This window comes from Methyloversatilis thermotolerans (genome assembly GCF_000372885.1).
Taxonomy (GTDB): Bacteria; Pseudomonadota; Gammaproteobacteria; order Burkholderiales; family Rhodocyclaceae; genus Methyloversatilis; species Methyloversatilis thermotolerans.
In genome coordinates this window covers 498,161-514,387 of the sequence record NZ_KB889967.1, presented here as the reverse complement: position 1 = coordinate 514,387, position 16,227 = coordinate 498,161, and the positions used below count along the sequence as shown (strand labels likewise).

The window sequence follows — 16,227 nt, the reverse complement described above, 5'->3', positions numbered from 1 at the left end:
AATACCGGCCGATGGAAACATCGGCCACTCCTGTCCGCGTACATCGCGGCTGCCACAGCGTCTCTCTCGCGCATCCGGTTCGTCAGCCAGCATCGCTGGCTGCGAAACTTTACGCGTACTGAAAATTTAGCGCGGAATTATTACTTCCGATGTATTGCGCACCCGGTTTGCAATCAGACACCGTTCCGGCAACGAGGCAGTGGGCGATCGCGTGTCAGGAAAAGCTGGTGCGACCGAAGGTGTTGCGCAGGAATTCGGTGAATACCTTCACGGTGCGCGACTGCTGGCGGTGCTGCGGATATACGGCATAGATGGTGAGTGGCGGCGGCGCGTGTTCGTCCAGCACGCTGACCAGGGTGCCGGCGCGCAGCGCGTCGCCGACGATGAAGGTCGGCAGCAGGGCAAGGCCCAGACCGGCGATCGCCGCCTCGCGGGCCAGTTCACCGTTGTTGGCGCGCAAGCGGCCGGTGATCGGCAGCGACAGGGGCCGCCCGTTATCGAGGAAAGGCCATTCCACCGAACGCGAGTGGCCGTAGAGAAGGCAATCGTGCCGCTTCAGGTCGCCCAGAACTTGCGGACGACCGCGGCGGGCAAGGTAGTCCGGGCTGGCGCATACCAGGAGCTGGGTGGGCGCGATCGCCCGCGCGATCAATGACGAATCGCCAAGCTGGCCGATGCGCACGGCCATGTCGTAGCCCTCGCCCACGACATCGATGAAGCGGTCGCTCAGATCCAGTTCGATCGTCACCTCCGGCCAGGTAGCCATGAAACGGGCGATGGCCGGCCCCAGATGCAGGGTGCCGAAGGACATGGGTGCCGACAGGCGCAAGGTGCCGCGCGGCGCGGCATTCTGGTTGGCCACCAGTTGTTCCGCCTCGTCGACGTCCTGCAGGATTTTCAGCGCGCGCTCGTAGAAACCGCGCCCGGTGTCGGTCACGCTGAGCCTGCGCGTGGTGCGTATCAGCAGCCGCGCGCCCAGCCTGTCTTCCAGCGCCATGATGCGGCGGCTGACGAGCTGTTTCGACAGCCCCAGCCGGTCGGCCGCTGCGGTAAAGCTCTGCGCATCGACCGTGGTCACGAAGATCTGCATGTCTTCGAGCTGGCTCACGGCTTCCACCCCTCTTGATTGTCCACCACCACATGACAGTGTTTCATGAACAAGGCGATTTATCAGATAAGGATGCGACAGTAAAGTACATCCATCGCCAGCGCCTCAGGCGAAGAACAACAGACCACACCACTTCATTCGACAAAAGGACTGCATCATGAACACCACTGCCCTCCCTCCCCCCCAGACCGGCTCGACCGACCGCACCGTCGCGGCGCGCAGCGTTGCCGCAGCCGCCGGTCGCGTGCTGCTGGCAGCCATCTTCCTGCTGTCGGGCTTCAGCAAGATCGCGCAGCCGGAAGGCACCATCGGCTACATCGCCTCGGCCGGCCTGCCCTTCCCCGAGCTGGCTTTTGCGGCAGCACTGTTCGTCGAGATCGGTCTGGCCGCGGCACTGGTGGTCGGCTACCGCACCCGCCTGGTCGCCGGCGCGATCGCCGCCTTCAGCCTGGCTACCGCGTTCGGCTTCCACTTCAACCTGGCCGACCAGAACCAGTTCATCCACTTCTTCAAGAACGTCGCGATCGCCGGCGGCCTGTTGCAGATCGTCGCCTTCGGCGGCGGCGCGCTGTCGCTCGACGCACGTCGCCAGGCCTGAGACCGGAATCGATACCGCCCGGGCGGTCGCAATGCGACGCCCGGCACGATCAAGGAGATTGCAATGAACACGACACTTGAAACCCGTCCCGCCGCCGAACGCGGCATTGCCGAACACGGCTGGCTCAGCTCGCGCCACACCTTCTCGTTCGCGCACTACGACGACCCGCAGCAGCGCGGCTTTTCCGACCTGCTGGTGATCAATGACGACACCGTGGCCCCGGGCGCCGGCTTCGGCATGCATCCGCACCGCGACATGGAAATCTTCTCCTACGTGCTCGAAGGCGTGCTGGAACACAAGGACACCATGGGCAACGGTTCGCAGATACGTCCGGGCGACGTGCAGATGATCAGCGCCGGGCGCGGCATCGCGCACAGCGAATTCAATGGTTCTCAAACCGCCCCGGTGAAGTTCCTGCAGATCTGGATCGTACCGGCCGAACGCGGCACGCCACCCGGCTACCAGCAGACCCATTTCCCTGCGGAAGAGAAGCGCGGCCGTCTGCGCCCCATCGTCACACCGGATGGCGCCGAAGGCAGCATCCGCATCCGCCAGGACGCGCGCGTCCATGCCGGCCTGTTCGATGGCGATGAAGCCGCTACCCTGCCCTTGCACGGAGACCGTCACGCCTATGTGCACGTGGCGCGCGGCACGATCACCGTCAACGGCGTCGCACTCGCCGCAGGCGACGGCCTGAAGCTGCGCCATGCGGAAGCGGTGTCGCTGCGTGCAGGTCATGCAGCCGAAGTGCTGGTGTTCGACCTGCGCGCCGTGGACACCGAGTACTGAGCGGACACAGCGCACGGGCCGCTCCCGCAAGGGCTCGCGCAAACCGGCATCGGGGCCGGGTGTGGTGGGAGCGGGCTTGCCCGCGATTCAGCCTCGAACGAAGCCCGCGGCCCGCATGCGTCGCATCGCGGCCAGAGGCCGCTCCCACAACAGCTCTCCCAAACCACGAACGGAGCCGGGGTTCGTGGGAGCGGGCTTGCCCGCGATTCAGCCTCGAACGAAGCCGGCGGCCCGCATGCACCGCATCGCGGCCAGAGGCCGCTCCCACAACAGCTCTCCCAAACCACGAACGGAGCCGGGGTTCGTGGGAGCGGGCTTGCCCGCGATTCAACCTCGAACGAAGCCGGCGGCCCGCATGCACCGCATCGCGGCCTGAGGCCGCTCCCACAAGGGCTCGCTCAAACCGGCATCGGAGCCGGGGTTTGGTGGGAGCGGGCTTGCCCGCGATACAGCTTCGAACGAAGCCGGCGGCCCGCATGCACCGCATCGCGGCCAGAGGCCGCTCCCACAACAGCTCTCCCAAACCACGAACGGAGTCGGAGTTTGGTGGGAGCGGGCTTGCCCGCGATTCAACCTCGCACGAAGCCAGCGGCCCGCATGCACCGCATCGCGGCCTGAGGCCGCTCCCACAACAGCTCTCCCAAACCACGAACGGAGCCGGGGTTCGTGGGAGCGGGCTTGCCCGCGATTCAACCTCGCACGAAGCCGGCGGCCCGCATGCACCGCATCGCGGCCAGAGGCCGCTTGTATGTTCTGCCGTGGCAAGCGTAGGAATAGCTTGTCGGGCGGAGGGACCCAGTCCGGATCTGACGGCAAGCACGTACAGACAGTGGGAGAGATGTCCCGCCCTCACCCCAAGCACCGATCAGGAATCCATCGGACCGTGACCGCGGTACCGTCCATACCCTGCAAGCCAGTGCTGTGGTGAATCCCGACAAGCCTTTTGAACCTTAGTCGGGAGGATCCCATCGTGACAAGTCAGAACGAGGGTAGTGTGCTTTGGCATCGACGTCTCCAAGCACTGGCTGGACATCGCCGAGCACCCCAGCGCGCAGGTAACGCGCGTCGACAACACCGCTGCGGCCATCCGCGGCTGGTTGCGCACGCTACCCAGAGGTGCCCAGCGCATCGCCTGCGAATCGACCGGCAGCTATCACTGCACGCTCGTCAAGTTGCTCATCAAGGCCGGACATCAGGTGTTTCTGATCGACGGCTTCAAGCTGTCCAGGTACCGCGACACCGTGGGCCAGCGCGCCAAGACGGATCGGCACGACGCACGCCTGATCGCCCGCTACCTCGCGCACGAGGGCACGGATCTGCGCCCGTTCTCGCTCCCGGCGCCCCGCGGTCACCGAACTGCGCAGCCTGCTGCGTCGTCGCGCAACCGTGGTACGCAGCCTGGGTCGCATCCGTCAGAGCATGGAAGATCTGCCCGGCTTTGCTCGCGAAGTGCGTGTGGCTCTCGCGCGGCTCACCGCCTTGATCAAACGGTTCGAACAGCGCATCGCCTCGCTGATCAACGAGAGCGGATGGACTGAACCGTACCGGCGCATCCTGAAGATCGAAGGCGTTGGCGCGCTCACCGCCGCCGGCCTGTGCGCGGTGTTCCATCGCGCTGCCTTCAGCGGTGCGGACGCCTTCATCGCCTTCCTTGGCATGGACGTCAGCGTGCGCGATTCGGGCAAGAAGACCGGACGCCGTGCGCTGAGCAAGAAGGGGGACTCGGAGATGCGCCGCCTGCTCTACAACGCCGCCATGGCGGCCAGCAGATCCACGACCTGGCAGCCGTTCTACCAGCGCATGCTCCAGCGCGGATTCAGCCGCACCCAGGCGCTGGTTGCGCTGGCAAGAAAACTCGCTCGCGTTGCCTTCTCTGTGATGAAGAACGCCGCCGACTATGTCCCGAAACAACACGAAAACGCTTGCGCCGGAACATAGAATCTCCCACAAGGGCTCGCTCAAACCGGCATCGGAGCAGGGGTTGGTGGGAGCGGGCTTGCCCGCGACAGGGCCTGGAACGAAGCTTGCCGCCTTCCGATCCGCAAACGGTCCGGACCTGCGCTCACCGCCTGTCGGGCACCACGGTCTTCATCCATTCGATGAAGGCCTTCACGCGCAGCGGCAGGTGCCGACGGTTGGCATAGACCAGGCTGATCGGCAGTGGCGGCGGACGATGTTCTGGCAATACTTCGACCAGTGCACCGTCATCGAGATACGCACCCACACGTGGCGCCTGGATGATGCCCAGGCCGGCGCGGCAGGCTTCGCGGTAGGCGTCGGAATTGTTGACCGTGATGACGCCCTGCATCGGCACGTTCAGCACCTCGCCGGTATCGGGCGACACATACTCGAAGCCGGAAGGACGCGTACCCAGCGTCTGCGCGTAATGGACCATTCGATGCATGGCGAGGTCCGCCAGCGTGAGCGGCATGCCGTGGCGTTCGACATACGCGCGACTCGCGCAGTTGATCTGCTCGAACTGCCCAAGCGGCACGGCGATCAGGCTGTGATCGCCGACGGGGCCGACACGCAGCACGCAGTCGAACCCTTCGCGCACCAGATCGACCCGCCGGTCGGTGCTGCTCACCTCGATTTCCAGTTGCGGATGGCGCTCCAGGAATTCCGGCAACCGCGGAATCACCAGATCGCGCGCGAAGGCAAGCGGCAAATCCACCCGCAGGCGCCCGCGCAGATCGGCCTGCCCGCCCACCGCGAACAGGGCGTTCAGTTCGTCGAAGTCGGCAATGAGATCGCGGCAGCGTTCGTAGTAGGCCTGCCCGTCCTGCGTGAGCTGCACCTTGCGCGTGGTGCGATGGAACAGACGGGCGCCCAGCGTGGCCTCGAGCTGCTGCACGGCATTGGATACCGTCGACTTGAGCAGCCCCAGGTTTTCCGCGGTGGCGGTGAAGCTGCCCAGTTCGGCCACCCGGGTGTAGATGCGCATCGCTTCGATCTGGTCCATGAGCAGCCTTATTGTCCAAATATTATGGACAGAGTAACAACTAATGCCGAGTTTATCTCCACAAATCTGATCAATAGACTGCATCCGTGCTGGCGACCTACCCGTCGCACACCTTCCGACCTCGCTACCAGGAGATATCCATGAGCACGAACGCAGACCGCAAGATCGCCCTCATCACCGGCAGCAGCCGCGGCCTGGGCCGCAACATGGCGCTGCACCTCGCCCGCCAGGACATGGACGTGGTGATCACCTGGCGCAGCCATCGCGACCAGGCGGAAGCCGCTGCCGCTGAGGTGATCGCCGAAGGCGCCCGTGCCGTCGTGCTGCAACTCGACGTGGCGGACAGCAGCAGCTTCCCGGCCTTCGCAGCGGAACTGAAATCGGCGCTGCAGCAGCAATGGCAGCGCGACAGCTTCGACTTCCTCGTGAACAACGCCGGCATCGGCATCCATGCCGCCTTTGCCGAAACAACCGAGGCGCAGTTCGACGAGCTCTACCGCATCCACCTGAAAGCGCCCTTCTTCCTCACCCAGGCGCTGCTGCCGCTGATCGCCGACGGCGGCCGCATCGTCAATGTGTCGTCCGGACTCGCCCGCTTCAGCATGGCAGGGTTTTCCGCCTACGCCGCGATGAAAGGCGGTGTGGAAGTGCTCACCCGCTACATGGCGCGCGAACTGGGTGCGCGCCGCATCGTCGTGAACACCCTGGCCCCGGGTGCCATCGAAACCGATTTCGCCGGCGGCCTGGTGCGCGATACACCGCAGGTGAACAACGCCCTCGCCGAACTCACCGCACTCGGTCGCGTGGGCGTGCCCGACGACATCGGTGCCGCCACCGCCGCGCTGCTGTCCGAGGGCGGCCGATGGATCAACGGGCAACGGATAGAGGTGGCGGGCGGCATCCATCTCTGACCTCGGACCGTCCGCAGGGCAAAAAAACCGGAAGGACTTCCGTCCTTCCGGCTTGCCTCAGGCAGCGGTTGTCAGACGCGCCGACGCGAGCGGGCGAGAGCGCCTATCAGTCCGAGGCCGGCGACGAACATCGCGTAGCTTTCCGGCTCCGGCACCGCAGTGATCGCGAAGTTGTCGATGTCGAGCCGGCTGCTGATCGCGTAATCGGCAACATCCGTGATCCCGATGCCCAACTTGATCTGGCCGCCGGACGCGAACACGTACTCGAAGCTCTTCCAGCCTGTGGTGGTGGCATACGGGCCGGAGCCCGGCAGCGACGCAGACGTCGCAGCGGCCAGATCGATGCGCACGCCATCGATCACGACAAACGCGAAGTCGAGGCCGAAACCGCTGCTTGCCGTATCCAGCGTGGACAACATCCAGTCGAAGCTCAGGCGGTCGCCGGCCGACACGGAGAAGGTGCGCACCAGGGCCGAACCTTCGGTTGCCTGAGACAGCACATCGCCGTCGAGGGCGCCTGGCGACAACCCCAGACCGTGTTCCAGACCGTCGGGGATACCGGCGGCGAGCGCTTCGTTACCCGACAGGTTCAACGCCAGCCCGATGTCATCCTCGAAAGACGCACTGGCAGTGGTCAGGGCAACCGCGCCGTCGACGATGGCGACGTCACCCAATGCGGTCCAGCCGGACAGGCCGCTGTCGAAAGTGTCGCCGAAGCTGGCGGCGGCGGCGAACGGCGCTGCGAACGAAAGTGCCAGCGCGGAGATCAGAGCTTTAAGTTTCATCATTCATTCCTTGGAGATCAGGTCCCTCGGGCGGGCCACGCAGCAGCCCGCCCTTCGGTCCTTAAGATCGGAGAGCGCAGCCTGGCTGCTCAGTTGGAGAAATTCACGGCGTTCGCGACCTGGGCCGCACTCAAACCACGCAACACGACAAGATTGCGGAAGGCGCCCGAGCCGGCGTCGACCTGCACCACGGCACCCGCCGCGCTGTCGATCACGCGCACCCGGCCATCGGCCAGTGCATCGCCACCGGTGTAGCCGACTGAAGAAAGCACGCCGCGCAGGTTGAGCTTGTCCTCGCCGGACACGAAGTCGGTGATGGTGTCCACACCGTCACGCAGCGAGCGATACACGAAGGTGTCCGCACCGCCCTTGCCGGTAATGGTGTCCGCCGCCGCATTGCCGACGATGAGATCGTCGCCGTCGGTGCCGGTGATGACCTGACGGCCGCCGGTGCCGCTGACACGCGTCTTGCGAGCGGTCAGCCACTGATCGGGCGTCAGCGCGCCTTCCGCGATGCGCACTTCATTGATGCACCCGAGGAAGCCATTGGCGCTTCCGCCCGCCGTGGCGTGCCCGCCGATCAGCCAGGGCGTACCGGCAAAGCCGGCAACGCCATCGGCGCTCTGGATATTGCGCAGAACCGGAGCGCCAGCGACATACATCGTGGTGTCGTGAGTGACCGGATCATTCACGATGGCCACGTGCTGCCAGGTGTCGATCATGATTTCGCCCGACCAGTTGGTCTTCGAATTGAAGGTGTTCTGCGTCAGGTAGGCGCACGACTTGCCGACACCGGAGATCGGGTCGCCGAATACATCGTTGCTGCACACGACGCTACCCGTGGCGGTACGGGTATTGAACTTTCCGTTGGCGCCGTAACGGACCTGCGTGGTACCGGGGAAGGAGCAGGTCTGACCCTCACTGCCGCAGCTCACCCACGCCGCGCCGCCGGTGTAGATGGTGGGCTCCCACTGGAATTCCCGCAGGTTGGACACCGCGAACTGCAGGGTGGAAGAGCCCTTCCACCCGCCGAGGAAGCCAAGCAGGTCGCCGCGCGTTCCGAAGCGGGACATCACGGTCATCCACTGGTTGCTAGCGGCGGTCCAGTCCTTCGAGAACTTCACGATGGCTTCCACCGTATAGCCATTGCGCAGCATGTCGTCGTTCAAGGGAGCGCCCTGCACGGTCTGGAAGAAGCTCTGGCGGACGCCCTGATTCGAATTGGCATCGAAACACACGCTGCCGCGGGCGGCGGACAGCGCGTGATGATCGTCCGACCACTTCGCGTCCTCGAGCAAGGCGCCACGCTCGAGCGGCACACGCACCAGCGGATTGCGGCCGGCAAGATCCTCGACCCGCCCACCGTCGGCGACCGGAGCGCCCGGCGTACCCACGAAGCGCCAGTGGGCAAGCGTGTTGGGGGCACGTGCGTAGTCGTCGGCATCGAACGGCTCGGCTACGACCGGCGGCTCTATGTCGTCGTAGTCGGCAAGAACGATTTCACGCACCGACTTGACGAGAGGCTCGTCCCGATTGTCCGGTCCGGCAGCAAACGTCGGATTGAAGCGACGGAACCGATCGGCAAAGTTCATCGCGACGGAGAACTCGTTGTTCTCGTCGGTCAGCACTGCGACGTCGAACTGGTTCAGCGTGTTCTTCGGCTTGAGCGGGACCCACGGCGAGAACGACAGGGCCTTGATCTGATTGGCGCCGAGATCGAACTCGTAGACGCGCATATAGCCATTGCCGCCCTGATAGGCCATCTGGTAATCGACCACGAACTGTTCGACCTTGTTGCCGAAATCGTTGACGCGGGTGGCGCGGGCTGCCCCATGGTTGTGACCGTTGATGACCATGAATATCTGGTCGTTGTCACGAATCAACCGGTCCCACAGAAGTTCGCTGTATGACGTCTGCTTCGCCGTCTTGCCATCGCTCTCGATCGCAAGGTTGTCATGCGTCGTGACGATGACCGGAAGCGTGGGATTCGAACGGATCACGTTGCGCGCCCACTCGAAGCCTGCATCCGACACGCGCCAGGACAAGGCCAGGACCAGAAAGCGCTGCCCCTGCGCCTCGAACACGTGATACTCGTGAAAGCCGCTGGCATCGCGCCCGCCGAAGGTGGCGTTCTGCTGCGCGCGAGTGGTCGGGAACCAGCGCAGATAGGGCTCGTTGGCCGGATTGCGCTGCGCGTCGGTGCAATCGCTCTGACTGCCGTTATAGCCGCAACCGTTGCTCACGTCGTGATTGCCGGCCAGTATGGAATACGGCACGCCGGCCTGCTCCAGCACCTTCATCGCGGTGTCGGCTACGCCCCACTCCGCCGTCTGGTTCACCTGGTCGACGATGTCGCCCAGATGGACCACAAAAGGAATGCCCAGCGACCGCGCGTGTTGCGCGAGCCACTGTGTCTGCGCGATGTACGGCTCGCTGCCGTACCGGCTCATGAACTGGTTGCCGGTAGCGGGCGTTGAATAGCGCGAATAGAACTGGGTATCGGGCAGGACGGCCAGCCCAAAGCTCGATACCGCGTTCGCGGGCCCACCGACCGAAAGCAGGCCGGCCGTGACCAATGAAGCCACGGTGATTTTCAGCAGAGACATGTACGCTCCAGGAATCCGTTTATGAAGAAAGTAGATGAGCCGCCAGGCTCACCGCGGTCGGATTCTCGAAAGCACAGATGACCTGAAGATTTTCCGGCGCGGGGGATTCGATGGGCCGTTCGGCCTATATATACGCGTACGAATCTCTTGCGCGAGCTCATATCGCCCGACACACAAGGGACTGCACCAGGGTCCGCGAGACACGCCATTGATCTGGCATGTGATCATCGGGGTGCAACTGTATGGCCTGCGCGTACGACACAGATGGAAGGCTGCGCGGTGCTCATGAACAGCCCTCCCCGGCGTCGCCATATCAGCCATGCAATCGCCGCCAGCCGGCATCCCGTCCGCGCACAGGCGCTCGACAGATGCCCTCGACATGATCCGTCATCGCCGCGGAGCCCGCGCTGCGGTGCTTCGAGACGCCCGACCTGAGCCGGAAGCGCATCCGGTTCGTCTTCGTCCATCAAAGCCGGTCTTGCCCGGTATCCTTCCATTGCGGCTCCCCATGCATCCATGTCCATCCAGGGGGACGAAACTTGAGAAAACTGCACAGGTCCGGCGCTCGCCGGAAGTGGCTTTCGTCGAGGTCCGACGTTGCAGCGCGGCGTCGGAAGCGCTCCCGCCGTGCGCCGGCACATGCGTCCGCAACACCCCACCAGGCGCCAAAACGCATCCTCGCAGCACTCCTGGGTGGCGCCCGGAATGTCCTCGCAGTGGTGGGGGCTCTTGCAATCTTTGTCGCGCTCCCTGGCGACCTCGAAAGTTTCCGGCCAAGCCTCATCCGGCTGGTCGACAAAGGCTTCCCGGGTTACCTGCTGGGCGACGCGGCGGCGTCGGTGTATGGATTCGAGGGCGTGTCCGCGGTGGAATCGAAAATCGTCCCCGTCAGCCGGTCAGGCAACCAGTACATGGTGTTCGGCCGCTACGCGACAAAGGACGCGGTCATCTATCGCGATGTGTACTTCATCGAACAGGGCGTATATCAGCCTTTGCTTCATGTCAGACATACGGACGAGAAATACGTGACCGCCGCGATCGCGCGCGACGAGGTCGGGGGGATCTACTACTTCGAAGCTTACACACAGGGCAGCGGCAGCTTCGATGCAGGTGCCGTGGCCTACCGGCTGGTCGACGGACGGTCGCTTCAGGAAATTCCTGTCCGATACCGGACCGGGAGCAGTGAAAAGCTGAGATGGGAAGCGGTCGGGAGCTCGGTCTACCTGTTCACGGAGCCGGATGGATCCAATGGCCGCGTGATCTTTGCACCAACGGGCGCCACGATTTCGGAATCCGCAGGTGCGCCAGGCATCGTGGGTGTGCCGGTCATCACGATCGACGATGCGGGCGGTGCGATGCTGGACGGACGCCCGGTCGACACGATCTCACTGGCGGTCGGCGAACACCTGATACTGGGCAAATCCGCTGTGCTGGGAGAAGTTTCCGGCCAAGCGCTCAAGCTGATCGACATCGGCGGTGAGTTCCTGTTGATCCGCGCGGAACGGCCGGGTGTCGCGCACATCCATCTGAATCTCGCCTACCGCGACGCTGAGGCGGAGTACGCCCTGGTCCAGGCCGGGCGTACCCTGGACATTTCCGTCACGCCAAACCGTAGCGCCGAGCCATGACGGACAGATCGCATCTTGCCGGGGCGCCGGCTCCCGCAGACGAGCCGTTTCCAGGCCGCCGCACCGACCACGGCAAGTTCATTGCGGGACGCTGTCGAGCAGCGCCTTCTTCGCTGCGGTAATGCGCAGGAACTGCTCGTGACTGCCGCCCATGTCCGGGTGCATTTTCTGTGCAAGGCGGCGGAAGGCTCGTTTGATCTGGCGGACGTCCAGTTCGCCATCGACGGGCAGTTGCAGTGTTTCGCGGTGCTGTCTGTCGTCGTAGCGCTGCAGGCTGTCGAAGCCGGCATTGAAGCGCGCGGCATCCTCCTCCATGCGCTGCCGAGCGGCGCGGCGCTTTTCGTAGGCCTCCTGTCTCAGCCCGGCCTGGTCCTCCTGCCAGCGCTGACGCGACATGACGACGCATGCGGCGAAGGCGATGCGGCCCTGCGTTTCGAGTTCGTCGAGGCTGAAAGGCCCGACCATGTGGAAAGGCCTGGCCAGCCAGGCCACGCGGCCCAAGGGTGAATGTTCCACCCGGCCCAGCGCCACCATGGCAAGGATGGCTGCGCCACCGTTCCAGATGACCCAATCCTCGGGGTACGGCTGTTGGCCCGACGGCGAGCTGTCGTGCATGAACGATCTCCAGGCGCGCTGCCACGCGGTGTGCATGCCCGCACTGCGCGCCGGACCAGGTCCGGCATGGGCGGGATTGATGCAAAGCCGACGGGAAATGGCCGGTGTGGATGATTTCGAAGGGCTGCATGGCCGGCAAGCAATTCGCACACCACCGGAAGCGGCCACCGCTGGCACGACGCGAAATTGCTGAAATCATCGAGAACGGGCACCCGTTTTTCATCTGGGCAATCGGCGTGCCCGACAACTAGGCTGTACACACCCTTGTCCGAGGGGCGGCTTCCGCACAGCCGCAGCCGGGCGCAGCCACGAGCTGCGTCTTCCTGACGTCGAACCCGCAAGGAGTTGTCATGAAACAGAACGAACTGAGCGCCGGCGCCAAATGCCCGGTCATGCATGGCAGCAATACCGAAACCGGCAACACGGTGATGGACTGGTGGCCCAAGGCGCTGAATCTCGACATCCTGCATCAGCACGACAGCAAGACCGATCCGCTGGGCAAGGATTTCAACTATCGCGAAGAGCTGAAGAAGCTCGATGTCGCCGCGCTGAAGAAGGACCTGCATGCATTGATGACCGACAGCCAGCCCTGGTGGCCGGCGGACTGGGGTCATTACGGCGGACTGATGATACGCATGGCGTGGCACGCGGCCGGTTCCTACCGCACGGCGGATGGCCGCGGCGGCGGCGGAACCGGCAACCAGCGCTTCGCGCCGCTCAACTCCTGGCCGGACAACGTGAACCTGGACAAGGCACGCCGCCTGCTGTGGCCGATCAAGAAGAAATACGGCAGCGCGGTGAGCTGGGCCGATCTCATCCTGCTGGCCGGCACCGTAGCGTATGAATCGATGGGCCTGAAAACCTTCGGCTTCGGCTTCGGCCGAGAGGACATCTGGCATCCGGAAAAGGACATCTACTGGGGCGCGGAGAAGGAGTGGCTGGCGCACAGCGACAATCCGCACAGCCGCTACTCGGGCGAACGCGTACTGGAAAATCCGCTGGCCGCGGTGATGATGGGCCTCATCTACGTGAATCCGGAGGGCGTCGATGGCCAGCCCGATCCGCAGAAAACCGCGCACGACATCCGCGTCACCTTCGCCCGCATGGCGATGAATGACGAAGAAACCGTCGCGCTCACCGCGGGCGGCCATACCGTGGGCAAATGCCACGGCAACGGTCGGGCCGCGGATCTCGGCCCGGAACCGGAAGCCGCCGACATCGAGGACCAGGGCATGGGCTGGATGAACAAGGTAGGCCGCGGCATCGGCCGCAACACGGTCACCAGCGGCCTCGAGGGGGCGTGGACCACGCATCCGACGCGCTGGGACAACGGCTATTTCGACATGCTGCTCGGCCATGAATGGACGCTCACCAAGAGCCCGGCCGGTGCCTGGCAGTGGGTGCCGATCGACATCAAGGAGGAGGACAAACCGGTCGATGTGGAAGACCCGAGCATTCGCTGCATGCCCATCATGACCGACGCCGACATGGCGATGAAGGTCGATCCGGCCTATCGCCGGATATCCGAGCGCTTCCACAAGGACCCGGCCTATTTCTCGGAAGTGTTCGCGCGCGCGTGGTTCAAGCTCACGCATCGCGACATGGGACCGAAGGTGCGCTATTTCGGACCTGACGTGCCGCAGGAAGACCTGATCTGGCAGGACCCGGTGCCGGTCGGCCCGACCGCTTACGACGTCGCGGCCCTGAAGGCGAAGATCGCGGCAAGCGGCCTGTCGGTCAGCGATCTGGTCTGTACCGCGTGGGACAGCGCGCGCACCTATCGCGGCTCGGATATGCGGGGCGGCGCCAACGGGGCGCGCATCCGGCTCGCGCCGCAGAAGGACTGGCCGGGCAACGAGCCGCCGCGTCTGGCACGCGTGCTCGGCGTTCTGGAACCGATCGCCCGCGCGGCCGGCGCCAGTCTGGCCGACACCATCGTGCTGGCGGGCAATGTCGGTATCGAACAGGCGGCGCGCGCGGCCGGCACCGAGTTGAGCGTGCCCTTCGCACCGGGTCGCGGCGACGCCACCGAAGCGCAGACCGACGCCGAATCCTTCGAGGCGCTGGAGCCGATACATGACGGCTATCGCAACTGGCTGAAGCAGGACTTCGCGGTCAGTGCCGAGGAACTGATGCTGGACCGCACCCAGCTCATGGGTCTGACCGCGGCGGAAATGACCGTGCTGGTGGGCGGCATGCGGGTGCTCGGCACCAACCACGGGGGCACCCGGCACGGTGTGTTCACCGATCGCGTCGGCACACTCACGAACGACTTCTTCGTGAACATCACGGACATGCGCTACGCCTGGGAACCCGCCGGCAAGGGCATCTACAACCTGCGCGAACGCGGTACCGGCGCGGTGAAATGGACGGCGACGCGGGTGGACCTGGTGTTCGGCTCCAATTCCTTGCTGCGCGCCTATGCCGAGGTGTATGCCCAGGACGACAGTCGCGATCGCTTCGTGCGCGACTTCGTCGCCGCCTGGACCAAGGTGATGAACGCGGACCGCTTCGACCTGAAAGCCTGAGTTCAGCAGCCGCACCGGCCCGTCACCGGGTCTGGTGCGGCACGAACCAGGGCGGGAGGCGGATACACGCGATCGTAGGCCCAGTTGTAGATGAAAGCGTATAGAACGTAGAACAGCACCAGACCGAGATCGATCATCAGCGCCTCGAGCAGGCTCACCGACAGCCACCACGCGATCAGCGGCAGCGTCATCGCCAGCAGCCCGGCCTCGAAACCGAGCGCGTGCCACACCCTCTCCCGCCAGGTCTTTTCCAGCCGCCCCAGCCAGCGCGCCATCGCGCCATCCACCATGCGGTTGTAGAGGATGTTCCAGACGGTGGCGACCAGCGACAGTCCCACCGTCAAGGCGCCCGCCTGGTGCATCTGCATGTCGAACACCTGGATGGCGAGCGGCGTGCTCAGCGCCAGCCCGATCAGTTCGAAGCCGGTCGCGTGGCGCACTCTGTCGGTTGTGGTCCTCATGATCTGCCCTGCCCCCTGTCGATGTGCGCACTGTATTGGATAAACACGATAGAATTAAATAAGCACCCATCTACAAAACAGATAGATGAATTTTTCGCTTGATCAGTTGCTGGCCTTTCAGGCCGCAGCGGAAAGCGGTTCCTTCTCGGCCGCTGCGCGACGCCTGGGCAAGGCACAGTCGGTGGTGAGCACGGCGATCGCTCACCTCGAGATCGACCTCGGACTGTCACTTTTCGATCGCGGCGGGCGTTATCCGCGGCTCACCGCCGAGGGCGAACGACTGCTGCGCGACGCGCAGCGCATCCTCGACGACTGCCGTCACCTGCAGGCGCTGGCCGGCGATCTGGTCGGCGGTACCGAAGCACGGCTCACGCTGGCGGTGGACGACGAATCCCACCTGCCCTGGCTGGATGGCCTGCTGGCCGACTTCGCACAGCAGTTTCCACGGGTCGAACTGGAACTGCTGTTCCCGCTGATGGACGACCTGGTGCACATGCTGCTCGAAGGCCGCGCGCAGGTCGGCATCGGCTATGAACAGATCGAACCGCAACGCGACATCACGCGCCATGTACTGGGCCGCGTCAGCGCGCCCATGGTGGTGGCGCCGGCGCATCCTCTTGCGCGCACATCGCCCGTCCGGCGCGAAGACCTGGCGCACGCGCGGCAGATCGCGCTCACCGCGCGCGGTCAGGGCACCGAAGGGCAGCCGTTCCAGGTGTCGAGCCAGGTATGGTGGGTGGAAGGCGATCCCGCCGTGCTTGAACTGGTCAGGCGCGGCCACGGCTGGGCCATGGTGCCGGACTTTCTCGCGCGCGGTCCGCTGGCGCGCGGCGAAATCGTCGAAATCCACTGCGAGGAGCCGCTGGCCTTGCGCTGTCACAGCCTGGAACTGCTGTGGCACCGCGGCCGCGCGCTCGGCCGTGCCGGTCAGTGGATGAAGGCGGCGCTGCTCGCACGCGGCGCGGCCCTGCTCGCCGCCTGAGCGCGGTCTGGCGCCTCGGGCTCGCGCCAGAGGGCGCGGAAAAGCGATGACCGACGCCGCGTGACGCGGATCCGAGACGGTGACGCAAGAACGGTTGACGCAGGGCCTGTCCTGCTCGTGCAAGACGGTCTCCGCCGCGCGGTCGACGGCATTTTCGTCCCTGCGCAAACCAGCCCGGACAGCTCGGCGACCTGCTCCGCTGCGCGCACCAGCACGGGCCGTTCGGCCGCTTCATCCGCGCCAACGACACAAAT

The 16,227-nt window shown here is 64.9% G+C and carries 12 protein-coding genes and 1 pseudogene; 7 read left to right on the top strand and 6 right to left on the bottom strand.

Annotation, left to right across the window (positions count from 1 at the left end; genetic code table 11):
- Nucleotides 1–214: 214 nt before the first annotated feature.
- Nucleotides 215–1,108, bottom strand: a complete 894-nt coding sequence (locus A3Q7_RS0101935; protein ID WP_026224380.1) for a LysR family transcriptional regulator — start codon at nt 1,106–1,108, stop codon at nt 215–217.
- Nucleotides 1,109–1,265: 157 nt separating this feature from the next.
- Between A3Q7_RS0101935 and A3Q7_RS0101930 the strand changes: the two genes are divergently transcribed.
- The 3 genes and pseudogenes from A3Q7_RS0101930 to A3Q7_RS21315 all read left to right on the top strand — a co-directional run bounded on the left by A3Q7_RS0101930 (nt 1,266) and on the right by A3Q7_RS21315 (nt 4,433).
- Nucleotides 1,266–1,706 (top strand): DoxX family protein, encoded by a 441-nt coding sequence (locus A3Q7_RS0101930; RefSeq protein WP_018410169.1) that lies wholly within the window; start codon nt 1,266–1,268, stop codon nt 1,704–1,706.
- Between the two features lie 63 nt (nt 1,707–1,769).
- A complete protein-coding gene (locus A3Q7_RS0101925; RefSeq protein WP_018410168.1) occupies nt 1,770–2,495 on the top strand; it encodes a pirin family protein in 726 nt (241 codons plus the stop codon).
- Nucleotides 2,496–3,487: 992 nt separating this feature from the next.
- Nucleotides 3,488–4,433 (top strand): annotated as a pseudogene (locus tag A3Q7_RS21315) (IS110 family RNA-guided transposase).
- Nucleotides 4,434–4,557: 124 nt separating this feature from the next.
- Here the strand turns inward: A3Q7_RS21315 and A3Q7_RS0101915 are convergent.
- Complete coding sequence (locus A3Q7_RS0101915) at nt 4,558–5,457, bottom strand: LysR family transcriptional regulator (protein WP_018410165.1); 900 nt, start codon at nt 5,455–5,457, stop codon at nt 4,558–4,560.
- A gap of 140 nt (nt 5,458–5,597) precedes the next feature.
- Between A3Q7_RS0101915 and A3Q7_RS0101910 the strand changes: the two genes are divergently transcribed.
- Nucleotides 5,598–6,368: an SDR family NAD(P)-dependent oxidoreductase gene (locus tag A3Q7_RS0101910; protein ID WP_026224379.1), complete on the top strand. Its 771-nt coding sequence runs from the start codon at nt 5,598–5,600 to the stop codon at nt 6,366–6,368.
- Between the two features lie 71 nt (nt 6,369–6,439).
- Here A3Q7_RS0101910 and A3Q7_RS0101905 read toward each other — a convergent pair whose 3' ends face one another.
- A complete protein-coding gene (locus tag A3Q7_RS0101905; protein WP_026224378.1) occupies nt 6,440–7,153 on the bottom strand; it encodes a PEP-CTERM sorting domain-containing protein in 714 nt (237 codons plus the stop codon).
- An 89-nt stretch (nt 7,154–7,242) separates the two neighbouring features.
- Nucleotides 7,243–9,759: a LamG-like jellyroll fold domain-containing protein gene (locus A3Q7_RS0101900; protein ID WP_018410162.1), complete on the bottom strand. Its 2,517-nt coding sequence runs from the start codon at nt 9,757–9,759 to the stop codon at nt 7,243–7,245.
- Nucleotides 9,760–10,298: 539 nt separating this feature from the next.
- Between A3Q7_RS0101900 and A3Q7_RS0101895 the strand changes: the two genes are divergently transcribed.
- Nucleotides 10,299–11,387, top strand: a complete 1,089-nt coding sequence (locus tag A3Q7_RS0101895) for a hypothetical protein (protein ID WP_157278066.1) — start codon at nt 10,299–10,301, stop codon at nt 11,385–11,387.
- Nucleotides 11,388–11,465: 78 nt separating this feature from the next.
- Here the strand turns inward: A3Q7_RS0101895 and A3Q7_RS0101890 are convergent, their stop codons facing one another.
- On the bottom strand, nt 11,466–12,002 hold the full coding sequence (locus A3Q7_RS0101890) for a J domain-containing protein (RefSeq protein ID WP_040570763.1): 537 nt from the start codon (nt 12,000–12,002) through the stop codon (nt 11,466–11,468).
- Between the two features lie 350 nt (nt 12,003–12,352).
- Here A3Q7_RS0101890 and katG point away from each other — a divergent pair, with 350 nt between their 5' ends.
- Nucleotides 12,353–14,530 (top strand): catalase/peroxidase HPI, encoded by a 2,178-nt coding sequence (gene katG, locus A3Q7_RS0101880; protein WP_018410158.1) that lies wholly within the window; start codon nt 12,353–12,355, stop codon nt 14,528–14,530.
- 2 nt (nt 14,531–14,532) lie between these two features.
- Here the strand turns inward: katG and A3Q7_RS19240 are convergent, their stop codons facing one another.
- Entirely contained in the window at nt 14,533–14,991 is a 459-nt protein-coding gene (locus tag A3Q7_RS19240) for a PACE efflux transporter (protein WP_040570660.1), read from the bottom strand.
- 85 nt (nt 14,992–15,076) lie between these two features.
- On the opposite strand from A3Q7_RS19240, the gene A3Q7_RS0101870 reads away from it, so the two are divergent.
- Complete coding sequence (locus A3Q7_RS0101870; protein ID WP_018410156.1) at nt 15,077–15,973, top strand: LysR family transcriptional regulator; 897 nt, start codon at nt 15,077–15,079, stop codon at nt 15,971–15,973.
- Nucleotides 15,974–16,227: the final 254 nt, after the last annotated feature.

Bases quoted from the DNA above. Each gene is read 5' to 3' on its own strand.
- A3Q7_RS0101930 (WP_018410169.1), top strand. From the start codon at position 1,266: ATGAACACCACTGCCCTCCCTCCCCCCCAGACCGGCTCGACCGACCGC.
- A3Q7_RS0101925 (WP_018410168.1), top strand. From the start codon at position 1,770: ATGAACACGACACTTGAAACCCGTCCCGCCGCCGAACGCGGCATTGCC.
- A3Q7_RS0101915 (WP_018410165.1), bottom strand. From the start codon at position 5,457: ATGGACCAGATCGAAGCGATGCGCATCTACACCCGGGTGGCCGAACTG.
- A3Q7_RS0101910 (WP_026224379.1), top strand. From the start codon at position 5,598: ATGAGCACGAACGCAGACCGCAAGATCGCCCTCATCACCGGCAGCAGC.
- A3Q7_RS0101905 (WP_026224378.1), bottom strand. From the start codon at position 7,153: ATGAAACTTAAAGCTCTGATCTCCGCGCTGGCACTTTCGTTCGCAGCG.
- A3Q7_RS0101900 (WP_018410162.1), bottom strand. From the start codon at position 9,759: ATGTCTCTGCTGAAAATCACCGTGGCTTCATTGGTCACGGCCGGCCTG.
- A3Q7_RS0101890 (WP_040570763.1), bottom strand. From the start codon at position 12,002: ATGCACGACAGCTCGCCGTCGGGCCAACAGCCGTACCCCGAGGATTGG.
- katG (WP_018410158.1), top strand. From the start codon at position 12,353: ATGAAACAGAACGAACTGAGCGCCGGCGCCAAATGCCCGGTCATGCAT.
- A3Q7_RS19240 (WP_040570660.1), bottom strand. From the start codon at position 14,991: ATGAGGACCACAACCGACAGAGTGCGCCACGCGACCGGCTTCGAACTG.
- A3Q7_RS0101870 (WP_018410156.1), top strand. From the start codon at position 15,077: ATGAATTTTTCGCTTGATCAGTTGCTGGCCTTTCAGGCCGCAGCGGAA.